The sequence below is a fragment of the Paenibacillus anaericanus genome, assembly GCF_003994475.1.
Classification (GTDB): Bacteria; Bacillota; Bacilli; order Paenibacillales; family Paenibacillaceae; genus Fontibacillus; species Fontibacillus anaericanus.
The window spans coordinates 148248-161099 of the sequence record NZ_RZNY01000008.1; the positions used below are offsets into that span (position 1 = coordinate 148248).

At 45.0% G+C, this 12852-nt stretch carries 14 protein-coding genes; 12 read left to right on the top strand and 2 right to left on the bottom strand.

What is annotated here, in order from left to right; translation table 11 throughout:
- The 5 genes from EJP82_RS11855 (at position 1) to dnaJ (ending at position 5441) form a co-directional block, all read left to right on the top strand.
- Entirely contained in the window at positions 1-474 is a 474-nt protein-coding gene (locus EJP82_RS11855; RefSeq protein WP_127192273.1) for an N-acetyltransferase, read from the top strand.
- Between the two features lie 102 nt (positions 475-576).
- Positions 577-1611 carry a heat-inducible transcriptional repressor HrcA gene (hrcA, locus tag EJP82_RS11860; RefSeq protein WP_127192338.1) on the top strand — a complete coding sequence of 345 codons (1035 nt, stop codon included), beginning with the start codon at positions 577-579 and terminating at the stop codon, positions 1609-1611.
- A 46-nt stretch (positions 1612-1657) separates the two neighbouring features.
- On the top strand, positions 1658-2263 hold the full coding sequence (gene grpE / locus EJP82_RS11865) for a nucleotide exchange factor GrpE (RefSeq protein WP_246054054.1): 606 nt from the start codon (positions 1658-1660) through the stop codon (positions 2261-2263).
- Between the two features lie 61 nt (positions 2264-2324).
- On the top strand, positions 2325-4172 hold the full coding sequence (dnaK, locus tag EJP82_RS11870; protein WP_127192274.1) for a molecular chaperone DnaK: 1848 nt from the start codon (positions 2325-2327) through the stop codon (positions 4170-4172).
- 150 nt (positions 4173-4322) lie between these two features.
- Complete coding sequence (dnaJ, locus tag EJP82_RS11875; protein ID WP_127192275.1) at positions 4323-5441, top strand: molecular chaperone DnaJ; 1119 nt, start codon at positions 4323-4325, stop codon at positions 5439-5441.
- A gap of 87 nt (positions 5442-5528) precedes the next feature.
- On the opposite strand, the gene EJP82_RS11880 is transcribed toward dnaJ, so the two are convergent.
- Complete coding sequence (locus EJP82_RS11880) at positions 5529-5969, bottom strand: hypothetical protein (RefSeq protein WP_127192276.1); 441 nt, start codon at positions 5967-5969, stop codon at positions 5529-5531.
- Between the two features lie 508 nt (positions 5970-6477).
- On the opposite strand from EJP82_RS11880, the gene EJP82_RS11885 reads away from it, so the two are divergent.
- The 6 genes from EJP82_RS11885 (at position 6478) to EJP82_RS11910 (ending at position 11769) form a co-directional block, all read left to right on the top strand.
- Positions 6478-6849 carry a hypothetical protein gene (locus tag EJP82_RS11885; protein WP_127192277.1) on the top strand — a complete coding sequence of 124 codons (372 nt, stop codon included), beginning with the start codon at positions 6478-6480 and terminating at the stop codon, positions 6847-6849.
- A 159-nt stretch (positions 6850-7008) separates the two neighbouring features.
- A complete protein-coding gene (gene prmA, locus EJP82_RS11890) occupies positions 7009-7977 on the top strand; it encodes a 50S ribosomal protein L11 methyltransferase (protein ID WP_127192278.1) in 969 nt (322 codons plus the stop codon).
- 6 nt (positions 7978-7983) lie between these two features.
- Positions 7984-8667: a site-2 protease family protein gene (locus EJP82_RS11895; protein ID WP_127192279.1), complete on the top strand. Its 684-nt coding sequence runs from the start codon at positions 7984-7986 to the stop codon at positions 8665-8667.
- Between the two features lie 91 nt (positions 8668-8758).
- On the top strand, positions 8759-9523 hold the full coding sequence (locus EJP82_RS11900) for an RsmE family RNA methyltransferase (RefSeq protein WP_127192280.1): 765 nt from the start codon (positions 8759-8761) through the stop codon (positions 9521-9523).
- A 1-nt stretch (position 9524) separates the two neighbouring features.
- Entirely contained in the window at positions 9525-10865 is a 1341-nt protein-coding gene (gene mtaB, locus EJP82_RS11905; RefSeq protein ID WP_127192281.1) for a tRNA (N(6)-L-threonylcarbamoyladenosine(37)-C(2))-methylthiotransferase MtaB, read from the top strand.
- 472 nt (positions 10866-11337) lie between these two features.
- On the top strand, positions 11338-11769 hold the full coding sequence (locus tag EJP82_RS11910) for an NUDIX hydrolase (RefSeq protein ID WP_127192340.1): 432 nt from the start codon (positions 11338-11340) through the stop codon (positions 11767-11769).
- Positions 11770-11791: 22 nt separating this feature from the next.
- Here EJP82_RS11910 and EJP82_RS11915 read toward each other — a convergent pair whose 3' ends face one another.
- Complete coding sequence (locus EJP82_RS11915; RefSeq protein ID WP_246054067.1) at positions 11792-12745, bottom strand: Na/Pi cotransporter family protein; 954 nt, start codon at positions 12743-12745, stop codon at positions 11792-11794.
- Between EJP82_RS11915 and EJP82_RS28395 the strand changes: the two genes are divergently transcribed.
- Entirely contained in the window at positions 12683-12820 is a 138-nt protein-coding gene (locus EJP82_RS28395; protein WP_246054072.1) for a hypothetical protein, read from the top strand. The genes EJP82_RS11915 and EJP82_RS28395 overlap by 63 nt on opposite strands.
- Positions 12821-12852 lie beyond the last annotated feature (32 nt).

Genomic DNA, 12852 nt, shown 5'->3' on the forward strand with positions numbered 1-12852 from the left:
ATGGGAACTCCGGCCGTGATTGTATGCAGAAAAGCGAGACTTGAGGACGTAGAGCCTCTTTATATAATGATAGAAGATTATGCTCGTCGTGGAATCATGCTTCCACGTTCGCGTCAATTACTGGAACGGCAGATCTCTGATTTTGTTGTCACAGAAGTTGAGGGCGTAGTCGTAGGCTGTGGATCATTGTGCAGGCTAGGAGATGAACTGGTAGAAATACGTTCATTAGGCATTTCTGAAGGGCACAAGGGGCGTGGGCTTGGTTCTATGCTTGTTGACCTATTAATAGAGGAAGCAAGAAATCAGAAAATCCCTAAAGTAATGGCGTTGACCTATGAAGTTTCGTTTTTTCTGAAAAATGGATTCACGGTCGTTGAGAAAGATATTTTCCCTGAGAAAGTTTGGACCGACTGCGTAAACTGTGCAAAACAGCATTGCTGTGATGAAATAGCTGTCCTTAAGATACTGGACTGACTTGACAATCGTCAGGTCGGTTTGGTATTTTTGTATTAGTGATTAGCACTCGTTAGGCATGAGTGCTAAATAATCGGCTTAAGGCCTTTAGGAGGGATAATGATGTTGACCGAACGCCAAAGAATGATTCTTACTGCAATAGTAGACGATTATATTCGTTCTGCGGAACCTGTAGGATCCCGAAGTATTTCCAAACGTGGAGATGTCGGCTATAGTCCAGCTACCATTCGTAATGAAATGGCGGACTTAGAGGAACTGGGTTTTCTGGAACAACCTCACACTTCTGCAGGCCGCATACCTTCCCACAAGGGTTACCGATACTATGTGGATCACATGTCTCCGTTCAATCTGCTTACTCCCGAGGAACTCGTCACATTAAAGACGTCTTTCGCGGAGAAGCTTAACGCAATTGAAGAGGTTGTCCAGCATGCAGGTACGATATTGTCCCAAATGACCAATTACACATCCATCTTGCTGGGTCCAGAGGTTTTTCATACATCGTTGCGCCATTTCGAGTTGATTCCTTTGAACGAGAATACGGCTGTGGCGATCGTCGTGACGAATACGGGCCAGGTGGAGAATAAGACGGTCACCATTCCAGCCGGTGTTTCGGTTTCGGAAATGGAGAAGGTCGTCAATCTGCTTAATCGCAAATTGACTGGGGTACCTATATATAAGCTGAAATCTGCTCTGCACAATGAAATTGGGCAAGAAATGCAAAGACACATCAATCATTTTGAAGGTCTGATGAATATGCTGAGCGAAGTGTTGGACAGTGATGGAACAGATAGTCAAAGACTGTTCCTCAGCGGGACGACAAATATGCTGACTCAACCTGAATTTAGGGATGTTGACAAAGTGAAAAGCATATTGGATCTGTTGGAGGAAACTCCTACGTTACTCAAGATGATGACTTCTGCATCAACGGGCTCCGGGATTCAGGTCCGTATCGGTATGGAGAACGATCATGAAGCCTTTTCCAGTTGTAGCCTTATAACAGCTACTTATGCTATTGAAGGTCAAGCAGTCGGGACGATCGGTATTTTGGGACCAACGAGGATGGAGTATGCACGAGTGATGTTGATATTGGATGTTTTATCCAAAGACTTAACAAAACTCTTGTCACGAGGGCATTAATCTGAATGAATTAATGGGATTATCGTATGTTAAGGAGGTGAGTATCTTGAAGAAAAAAGAACCAGTTCAAGATCAAATGAATTCTAATTTAGGGGAAGATTCTAACGTGAATGATAACATGCATCAAGAACAAACTGAACAAGAACTACAAAATGAAGTAGAAGAAAATCCTGCTACTGAGGAGCAAACGATTGAGGATGCATCCGCTGAGGTGGAGAAGCTTCGGTTAGAGAATGAAGAATCTCAACAACGTGTACTTCGCGTTCAAGCTGATTATGATAACTTCCGTCGTCGTACTGTGAAGGAGAAGGAAGAGTTGGCCAAATATGCATCAAGCGTATTGATCACTCAGCTTATTCCGGTCATAGACAATTTTGAAAGAGCACTTGCCACTGGCAGTGATAGTACCGATAACTCAGCTTTTGTTAAAGGTGTAGAGATGATATTCCGCCAATTGGAGGATGTACTAGGCTCCGAAGGCTTGAAGCCGATGAAATCTGTGGGTGAACCGTTTAATCCAGAGTATCATCAAGCGATCATGCAAGTGGAATCCGATGAGTATGAAGAAGGCATTGTAGTTGAGGAAGTTCAGAAGGGTTACCTTCTAAAAGATAAAGTTCTTCGTCCGGCGATGGTTAAAGTTAGCCAATAGCACGGAATTTTGTCAAAGAGCTACACATAGAACAAACACATTAAAGGAGGATATATTCCAAATGAGTAAAGTAATCGGTATTGACCTTGGAACAACCAACTCTTGCGTAGCAGTTATGGAAGGCGGCGAGGCTGTCGTTATTCCGAATCCAGAGGGCGCACGTACAACCCCTTCAATCGTAGGTTTCAAAAAAGACGGTGAACGCGTTGTAGGTGAAACTGCAAAACGTCAAGCTATCACTAATCCGGATCGCACGATTAGTTCCATTAAGAGACATATTGGTACAAACCATAAAGAAACTGTGGATGGTAAAGATTATACTCCTCAAGAAATTTCCGCTATCATTCTGCAAAAGTTGAAAGCTGATGCAGAGGCATATCTAGGACAAACCGTGTCCCAAGCGGTTATTACAGTTCCAGCGTATTTCAACGATAGCCAACGTCAAGCAACTAAAGATGCTGGTAAAATCGCTGGTCTTGAAGTACTACGTATTGTCAACGAGCCAACAGCTGCGGCACTGGCTTATGGTCTTGAGAAATCAGAAGATCAAACGATTCTTGTATATGACCTTGGTGGTGGTACGTTTGACGTATCTATCCTTGAACTTGGCGACGGCTTCTTTGAAGTTAAAGCGACAAGTGGAGATAACAAACTAGGCGGAGATGACTTCGACCAAGTTGTTATGGATTATTTGGTAGCTGAGTTCAAAAAAGATCAAGGTATCGATCTAAGCAAAGACAAAGCTGCTGTACAACGTTTGAAAGATGCTGCTGAGAAAGCGAAGAAAGAATTGTCTGGCGTACTTACTACGACAATTTCCCTTCCGTTTATCACAGTTGCTGATGGCGTACCTCAGCACTTGGAAATTAACTTGACTCGTGCCAAATTCGATGAATTGACTGCTGGTTTAGTAGAACGTACACTGGGACCTACTCGCCAGGCACTGAGCGATTCCGGCTTAACACCTGCTGAAATCGATCGAATCGTTCTTGTTGGTGGATCCACACGGATTCCTGCAGTACAAGATGCGATTAAGAAATTGACTGGGAAAGATCCACACAAAGGCGTAAATCCAGATGAAGTTGTTGCTCTAGGCGCTGCTGTTCAAGCGGGCGTATTAACTGGTGATGTGAAAGACGTTGTCCTTCTAGACGTTACACCACTATCACTTGGTATCGAAACAGCTGGTGGCGTATTTACAAAAATGATCGAGCGTAACACTACGATCCCTACAAGTAAATCACAAGTATATTCCACATATGCAGATAATCAGCCAAGCGTAGAAATTCACGTGCTTCAAGGTGAACGCGAAATGGCTGCAGGCAACAAAACATTAGGACGTTTCATGTTGGGCGATATTCCTCTCGCACCACGTGGTGTTCCACAAATTGAAGTTACCTTTGATATTGATGCTAACGGTATTGTTAACGTGGCGGCTACAGATAAAGGTACAGGTAAGAGTCAGAAGATTACGATCACTTCTTCCAGCGGTCTTAGTGATGAAGAAGTTGAGCGCATGATGAAGGATGCTGAACTTCATGCTGACGAAGACAAGAAACGTAAAGAGATGGTTGAAGCGAAGAATAATGCCGACCAACTTATCTATAGCGTAGATAAAACTATTAAGGATCTTGGCGATAAAGTGGATGCTTCCGAAACTGAAAAAGCTAATGAAGCGAAGGAAGAGCTGAAGAAAGCTTTGGAAGGCGATAATTTGGAAGAAATCAACGCGGCTTCAGAGAAGTTGACTGAAATCGTACAACAGCTCTCCGTTAAATTGTATGAGCAGGCTGCACAAGCTGGTCAAGCTGAAGCTGGCGGAGCTGAAGGTAATACTGCAGGTCCAAACAAAGATAATGTCGTAGATGCTGAATACGAAGTTGTTGACGAGGATAAGAAACAGGATTAATTCCCTGTCACGGGTACGTTAATTTCTGAATAAGCTTTGGTGAACCGGGAAGGTCAAAGTGCGGGACACTCCGCGCTTTGACTTTCCTTTTGCCGGGTTATGGGAGTAACTCATTCGGCAGGTAACAAAGGATATAACGGGGGTGGAAGAGTGGCTGAGAAACGCGATTATTACGAGGTGTTGGGCCTTGGTAAGAATGCTTCTGATGAAGAGATTAAGAAGGCTTATCGTAAGATGGCCCGTCAGTATCACCCAGACGTAAATAAAGCGGCTGATGCTGAATCGAAATTTAAAGAAGTTAAAGAAGCCTATGATGTGTTAAGCGATTCTGGGCAACGTGCAAGATATGACCAGTATGGACATGTTGATCCGAACCAAGGTGGATTCTCCGGTGGCGGAGATTTCGGCGGATTTGGCGATATCTTTGATATGTTCTTCGGTGGTGGAGGCGGTGGTAGACGCGATCCAAACGGTCCACAACGGGGGAACGATCTACAATATACGATGACTGTTGAGTTTAAAGAAGCCGTGTTCGGTAAAGAGACTGATATTACGATTCCACGGACTGAGAGTTGCGATACTTGTTTTGGATCTGGAGCGAAACCAGGAACGAAACCGGAGAAGTGCTCGGTCTGTCATGGTTCCGGTCAACAAGAAGTCGTACAAAATACTCCATTCGGTCGTATGGTGAACCGCCGTGCATGTAACAATTGCGGTGGTAAGGGACAAATCATCAAAGAAAAATGCGGAACTTGTCATGGTAATGGTAGCGTGAAGAAGCAACGTAAAATCCATGTACGCATTCCTGCGGGTGTGGATGATGGTGCACAGCTTCGCATGACAGGTGAAGGTGAAGGTGGTCTTCGTGGTGGTCCGGCGGGTGATCTCTACATCATCATCCGTGTGAAAACTCATGATTTCTTCCAGCGTGAAGGCGACGACATCTATTGTGAAGTTCCTTTGACCTTTGCTCAAGCAGCGCTTGGTGATGAGATAGAAATACCGACTCTGACTGAGAAGGTCAAGCTTAAGGTACCAGCTGGTACACAAACGGGCACCTATTTCCGTCTCAAAGGCAAAGGTGTTCCGCGGCTTCGTGGTATTGGCCAAGGCGATCAACACATCAAGGTAGTGGTGGTTACGCCAAGCAAGTTGAGTGATGAGCAAAAGGATCTCATGCGTCAGATCGCAGCAATGGATGGAGAACATACTCATGAGCATGAACAATCGTTCTTTGATCGGGTAAAGCGAGCGTTTCGTGGAGATTGACTGAAATAAGACAGATATTATACTAAAATAAAACAAGCCGACATCATGTTGATGTCGGCTTGTTCTTTATCGCTTATTGTATATGTGTTAGTTAATTCGTTTTGGTCGTCTTGGTTGGTTTTTGAAGCGGCGATATAAAGCAACTACTACCATGATAATCAAGAAGATAGCGAAGAGGTTAACAAGCATTCCTAGTACGTTACCCAAGAAGCCCATTCCACCAAACATACCTCCGAAGAGCATCCCTGCAAGCCCACCGATCATAAGACCTTTCATCAGTCCGCCACCGCTAAAGAATCCTCTTCCTTTATTAGCTGCCCCTGTTGATGTTCCTGTTGTTGATTTGTTGTTTGAAGTAGTATCCGATTTCTGTATGTCAGTAGTCTTTGATTTGTTGGGGTTCGTAAATGAACTACTTGGCCCCGATTTGAATCCTCCGCCTCTTCTTTTCGCATCTGTCACATCAGTGGAAGTGAAGGACAAGATCAAGGTGAAGGCCATCATAATCATAAATATTCTTTTCATCATGCTGAATAAAACCCTCCTAGAGTATGTGTCTGTGTCTATTTGAGTATTACGGGAAATAGGACAAATAGTTTCAAATTTTTTATATCGCAATTTTAGCTCATACCTAAGACTAGTGCTTGAAAACAGGAGCGTAGATAGCCGCTACGATGACGAATTATTCTTACGATCGCTGTTGCCCTCAGATTTCCTGATTATTTAACCGCATATTGGGTAGAAATCCGATGGCAAAGCATAGGCTTCCGAAGTAGCTTTCCTGCGGAAAGCTTTTAGGCGAACGCAGCTTATGCTTCCGAGGTAGCTTCCCAAGGGAAGCTTTTAGCTTCTCCAGAACAATTTAGTCCTCTTCGCTTCGATCTACATGATTCCAAGCACTAATTATGGTTTTGAGCCGCAATTATTGATTATTATTTTGAATAATGTGGAGAGTTAAATTACATGCTAAAAGTTCAAGGAACTGCTATATGGCAGCCTCTATTTTATCCTTATATGAAGGAAGGGAAGGATTTAGATGGGTGAGAAAAATATTCTGGCGTATTTCAGAAGTCCGGAGGAAGCGGAAGTTGTTGCAGGTAAACTGAATTCGCTTCGTGCAATCGATGTATCCATTGACCGTTTCAGTCGATATCCTGAAGAAGGTTATGATGTAATGAATTCTATCGCAGGTAGCGGGAGTGGTTTAGCGGCAACCTTTTTACAGCAGACTAGTATTGGAATCCCAGGCGCAGAGATTCTAGCTGCTGCAGATCCGGCAAATAGCGGCATGAGTCATGGCGGACAAGGTGGACCTACGGGTCATGATATTTTGCTGACTGCCGTAGTAGACGAGGAGGTTCATCATCAGGCTCTGCAATTCATTGAGGAGGCTGGGGGACTTATGTAGCTGAGGAGCTTTTTTACTGAGCTATTTGCTGACGTAATGGCTGACCTATGTTGTGTACATTATCTCATTAAAAGCCGCCTACGCGGCTTTTTTGTCACTACATGTATTCTATAGTACAATGGATCTTATGCAAGAATTGCTGAGGAGGAAGACAAAGAGATGATTTGGAGAGAGATGAAGATACATACGACGGAGCAAGCAATGGAGATGATCTCTAACTTTCTGCATGAAGCTGGTGCAGGAGGCGTTACCATTGAAGAACCTGTTGATAACAATAAACCACGGGACACATCCCTTGGAGAATTTTACGACATACCACCGAATGATATTCCAGAAGGAGAGGTCTGGCTTAGCGGCTATTTTCCTGAAGGAATTGATATGGAGGCCGTGATTAAGGAAGTAAGTCAGCGGTCCGAGGAATTGCGAGAGTTTGATATCGATCCGGGTAGCATAATCATTTCAGTGAAAGATGTTAATGATGATGATTGGGCTAACAATTGGAAGCAATATTTCAAACCGCTCCGTGTATCTAGTCAGTTGACCATCAAACCAACCTGGGAAGAGTATACGCCTCAGAGTGCGGATGAGAAGATCATAGAACTGGATCCCGGTATGGCCTTCGGAACGGGAACACACCCTACCACAACGCTCTGCCTTCGGGCACTAGAGGGTATTATTCATGACGGGGATGATGTGATCGATGTCGGAACAGGTTCGGGTATTCTGGCGATCGGTGCATGTCTATTGGGTGCTTCTCGTGTGCTTGCGCTTGACTTAGATCCAGTTGCAGTAACCATCGCGGGAGAAAATGTTACATTAAACAACCTAGAGGAAAAAATTACGGTAGTCGAGAGTGATTTACTGTCAGTTATCACCAAAGGAGTAGGACTTGAGCTTGGCATTACAGTACCTGTCCGGGTGGTTGTAGCCAACATACTGGCAGAAGTTATTCTGTTGTTTCCTGATGATGTCTATCAGGCGTTACAACCGGGAGGATACTTTATTGCGTCCGGTATATATAAGAATAAAGAACAAGTCGTGAGGGAAGGACTTCTAGCGGCGGGCTTCGAAATTGAGGAGACTGCTCGTGAAGAAGACTGGATTGCTTTCGTGGCTAGAAAGAGGTAATTTTCCATGGAGTTTCTAAATCAGTTGCTGCGATATCCAATTGAGCAACTTCCATTCTATTTGACCACTTTAGTTATTGCTTTTACAGTGCATGAGTTCTCCCATGCTTATTTCGCTAATAAGTTCGGTGACCCAACGGCCAAGATGCTTGGCCGGGTAACACTAAATCCGACGGTTCATTTTGATCTATTGGGAATAATCCTACTATTGATTGCTGGATTTGGTTGGGCAAGACCGGTACCTGTTAATCGGGCCAATTTCAGTAAGCCTAGGTTGATGGGGGTTATCGTCTCTGTCGCTGGACCGCTTAGTAATCTAGTACTAGGGGTACTCGGTACATTGATCTATGTTATGTTAGTTCAATTTGGCGTGATAGATGCGATTACTAACGATAAACTACTGGAAGCAATCAAAATGTTCTTTGGTTTATTTACTTTGATGAACTTTTTCTTATTCCTATTTAATCTTATTCCATTGCCTCCGCTGGATGGGTATCGGATTTTGGAAGATCTGCTGCCACGGTCTATGCTTGGCTCGTTTAAGAAGTTTGAACAATGGTCCATGTTTATCTTCTTGTTACTCATAGTCGTTCCACCGTTGCAAAGGTATACGATCACACCACTTTACCAAGCGGCACGATCGATGTATTTGTCCTTCGCTAGATTTTTCCTTGTGTTGTTTGGAGCTTAGAAGAACTATTGGGCTTAGAAGAAGTACTGGTAAGCGAAATATAAAAGTTGTATGATGTATTTTGGTAATTTGAGACAAGGATTGATGACATATGCAACGTTATTTTATTGAACCTGAACATTTCGGGGAACAGTCAGTGAAAATTATCGGTGAGGATGTCCGCCATATTAGCAAGGTCATGCGCTCAAAACCGGGTGATGAAATCATCGTTAGCGATGGGGTATCCAAAGTTGCGTTGGTGGAGATTACAGGTATTGAATCAGAGGAAGTGACTGCTGATATAATCGAGCTCATGAGTTCCTCGGGCGAGCCGTGGCTACAGGTTACTGTGGCTCAGAGTTTACCTAAGGGTGACAAGATGGAAACGGTCATTCAGAAATGTACGGAGATAGGTGCGGCTTCATTCCTTCCTTTTCTGTCGGAGCGGACCGTGGTTCAATACGATCATAAGAAGGAAGAGAAGCGTACAACGCGTTGGCGCAAAATTGCCAAAGAAGCGGCTGAGCAGGCTCATCGTAGTTTAATTCCAGTCGTGGAGAACCCTGCATCTTGGAAAGAGCTACTAGCGGCTATTCCTGCATACGACTTGGTATGTTTGTGTTATGAAAAAGAACAGGGTCAGCAATTGAGGGATGTGCTGAGTCCTTTTGTTATGAAATTAGAATCCCAGGAAAAGTACAAAATACTTGTTGTTGTGGGTCCTGAGGGTGGATTTGCTGAGGCTGAAGTGACTAGTGCTGAAGCTGCAGGTGCGATATCAGTTGGTCTTGGACGGCGTGTGTTGCGGACGGAAACGGCCGCGATGGCCGCCTTAACTTGCATCATGTATGAATCAGGAGAAATGGGGGGAGTATGAGATGCCATCCGTTGCATTTTATACCTTGGGCTGCAAGGTCAATTTCTATGATACAGAAGCCATCTGGCAACTGTTTAAAAATGAAGGCTATGAACAAGTAGATTTCGAGCAGACGGCTGATGTGTATTTGATTAATACTTGTACAGTAACTAATACTGGGGACAAGAAGAGCCGTCAGATTATTAGGCGCGCAGTGCGTCGCAATCCGAATGCTATTATCGCTGTTACGGGTTGTTATGCACAAACTTCGCCTGCTGAAATCCTAGACATCCCGGGTGTAGATCTCGTGATCGGAACGCAGGATCGCGAGAAAATTATGCCGTATGTAGAACAAATTCAGAAGCAACGTCAGCCGATTAATGCGGTACGGAATATAATGAAAACCCGAGAGTTTGAAGAGTTGGATGTACCAAACTTCTCCGATCACACACGGGGGTTTCTCAAAATTCAAGAAGGTTGTAACAACTTCTGTACCTTCTGTATTATTCCATGGTCGCGTGGTCTATCCCGTAGCCGTGATCCACAAAGCGTTGTAAATCAGGCACGTCAATTAGTTGCTGCAGGTTACAAAGAAATCGTCCTAACCGGAATTCATACAGGCGGTTATGGTGATGATCTGGACAACTATGCCTTATCTGATCTGCTATGGGATCTCGATAAGGTAGAAGGCTTGGGTCGTATACGAATCAGTTCGATCGAAGCTAGTCAGATCAATGATCGTATGCTTGAGGTACTTAATGGTTCCGCTAAAATGTGTCGCCACTTCCATATCCCACTTCAAGCGGGTAGCAATGAAGTGCTGAAACGGATGAGACGGAAGTACACGATAGAAGAATTCGAACAAAAGATTGCCAAGATCCGGTCATTCATGCCTGATGTTGCAATTACAACAGACATCATCGTTGGTTTCCCTGGTGAAACTGATGAAATGTTCGCCGAGGGATATGAGGCGATCAAACGAATCGGCTTCTCTGAAATGCATGTATTCCCTTATTCCCAACGCACAGGTACTCCAGCAGCGCGTATGGAAGATCAAGTGGATGAAGAAGTAAAGCATGCACGTGTTCATCAATTGATCGATCTATCCGAGCGTATGCAACTTGCCTATGCAGAGACTTTTGTGGGTCAAGTGCTGGATGTCATTCCAGAACGTGATGAAAAGGGTCTTTCCGGTGAAGGCCGGGTAACTGGCTTCAGTGATAACTACCTACAAGTTCGCTTCGATGCCCCCGACAACCTGACCGGCAAATTGTGCCGTGTCCAGTTGACTGAGGCGGGAGTGAACCTATGCCAAGGCAAATTAGTCCGCGTCCTTGACGACGTGGCTAACGTCACGGCTTAATATTGAACAACAAGGATTTCGCCACCAAGAGGGCTGAAATCCTTGTTGTTGTAAGATGTGGAGCAAGCGTATCCTCGAAGAGGAGAGCGTCAACAAAATTTCCGGTGTTTCTGTTGTAAAGATGCAGGAGCACCACATAGTAGAGCGTGCCCCCAGGGGCGACAAGCGGCTCATTCCCCGTAGTCATCCAGGGTGCGTACGAAAGCAGCAGATCTATCCAACCGGTTTACCTGGTAACCCGGGAGCGTCTAAAGTAAGACGTACCCGAAGGGGGAAAAGCGTTCCACCCACCACGCCTAAGCGCATCCCCGAAGGGGACAGCGAGCAGGAGCGCCTCATTCACTCCAAAGTCACTTAAGCGGGTATCCAAAGGAAAACTACTTCGGAAGCCTAAGCTTAGCCCTTGGGGCCCTCCCTTACAGTAAGGGAGGGTTTGGGTGGGATGAGAACAAATATAGAGGAGAGTGCACAGATGGCATTTAAAGAAATTTCCGCAGGAGGCGTCGTCTATCGCTACGAAGCCGATCAACTGCAAATTCAACTCATTACGGATCGTTATGGCAAGATCTCGTTTGCCAAAGGAAAGATGGAAAACGGAGAAACGATTGAAGAAACAGCGCTTCGTGAAATTTTGGAAGAAACCGGGGTTGTTGGGGTAATCGACAAACCAATTGATATTATAGCTTATACTTACAATCATACTGTTCATGGTGAAGTAGATAAGGAAGTTCATTATTACCTTGTTGAGAGTAAAGGCGGCGAATTACGTCCTCAAATCGAAGAGATTCGTGGAGTTGCTTGGTACGAGCCTAAGGAAGCTTGGGAGAAGCAACTGAAATCAGGGTATGATAATAATGATTTTATTTTGGAAAAAGCTTTGAAGTTACTTGGTGTTGAATTATAATCTACTTCTTCCTAGCAGAAATTTAATGCGTTGTGGGTGGGATTGTGCTCATGTGATCCATTTGTGAGTTTCCCATTCTAGACCAAAGTGGTAAGTAGCAGACGGGTAGTGCTAGCAATGAACAGGTTACATTGAAGATCGTCTGTGTATGAGCAATTTGAGTAGAGGGATCTGAGGAGAGCCATGCGGCGGCTGTTTGCAGTAAAGGAATAAACGGCAGGAACAGCAGGGCTCCAAGTACATTGAGTATGATATGTGACCAGGCGACAAACTTACCGGACTTCGTTCCACCGATGGATGCGATCCATGCTGTTAGGCAGGTGCCCACGTTGGAGCCGATGACCATGGCAATTCCTAGTTCAATCGGAAGAACTCCGGTTCCGACGAGTCCCATTGTCATGGCAATAACGGCGGCGCTACTGTGTACAAGCGCCGTCAGAATCGCTCCGGCGGCGGCTCCCCAGAGCAGGCTGTCTGCTGCATGGCCGAGCAGCCAGCCAATAATGCCACGAGCCTCTAGTGCGGGCCCGATCGATTGCATCCATCTGATTGCAATCATTATGAGGCTAAAGCCGCCCGTTGCCAAAGAGCCCAATTGAACGGGACGAAGAAGATTATACAGGCGGCCACTCTTTATAGGGAGTAGTTCTTCCCCCATGACCGCGGTTGCCCATAGCAGCAAGGACAGAAGGAACAACGGAATGCCAAGACCTGAAATGTCCAGAGCAATGAGCTCGGTAGTTAGACAAGTGCCAATATTACCACCGAGAATGATGCCAAGACTCTGGGCATAGGACAGCAGACCTGCGTTGACAAGGCCGATCGTCATCACTGTCATGGCCGTGCTGCTTTGGAGAACCGCAGTCACACCTGTACTGGTGAGAAGCCCAGTCCAAGGAGTTCGTGTGGAGGCATGCAACAGCTTGATCAGTTTCGGTCCGGCCCAAGCTTGCAGGGCGGTCTCCATGATTTTCATACCGAAGAGAAACAGGGCAAGTCCAAATGTTACGGGAACTATGATTTCACGAAACACTATGGCAACCCTCCTTAATTAAAAATGTACAAGTTAAATATATGTATGCC

Bases quoted from the DNA above. Each gene is read 5' to 3' on its own strand.
- EJP82_RS11910 (WP_127192340.1), top strand. From the start codon at position 11,338: ATGGCATTTAAAGAAATTTCCGCAGGAGGCGTCGTCTATCGCTACGAA.
- EJP82_RS11885 (WP_127192277.1), top strand. From the start codon at position 6,478: ATGGGTGAGAAAAATATTCTGGCGTATTTCAGAAGTCCGGAGGAAGCG.
- prmA (WP_127192278.1), top strand. From the start codon at position 7,009: ATGATTTGGAGAGAGATGAAGATACATACGACGGAGCAAGCAATGGAG.
- EJP82_RS11880 (WP_127192276.1), bottom strand. From the start codon at position 5,969: ATGATGAAAAGAATATTTATGATTATGATGGCCTTCACCTTGATCTTG.
- dnaK (WP_127192274.1), top strand. From the start codon at position 2,325: ATGAGTAAAGTAATCGGTATTGACCTTGGAACAACCAACTCTTGCGTA.
- EJP82_RS11915 (WP_246054067.1), bottom strand. From the start codon at position 12,745: ATGAAAATCATGGAGACCGCCCTGCAAGCTTGGGCCGGACCGAAACTG.
- EJP82_RS11895 (WP_127192279.1), top strand. From the start codon at position 7,984: ATGGAGTTTCTAAATCAGTTGCTGCGATATCCAATTGAGCAACTTCCA.
- EJP82_RS11900 (WP_127192280.1), top strand. From the start codon at position 8,759: ATGCAACGTTATTTTATTGAACCTGAACATTTCGGGGAACAGTCAGTG.
- EJP82_RS11855 (WP_127192273.1), top strand. From the start codon at position 1: ATGGGAACTCCGGCCGTGATTGTATGCAGAAAAGCGAGACTTGAGGAC.
- hrcA (WP_127192338.1), top strand. From the start codon at position 577: ATGTTGACCGAACGCCAAAGAATGATTCTTACTGCAATAGTAGACGAT.
- mtaB (WP_127192281.1), top strand. From the start codon at position 9,525: ATGCCATCCGTTGCATTTTATACCTTGGGCTGCAAGGTCAATTTCTAT.
- EJP82_RS28395 (WP_246054072.1), top strand. From the start codon at position 12,683: ATGCAACAGCTTGATCAGTTTCGGTCCGGCCCAAGCTTGCAGGGCGGT.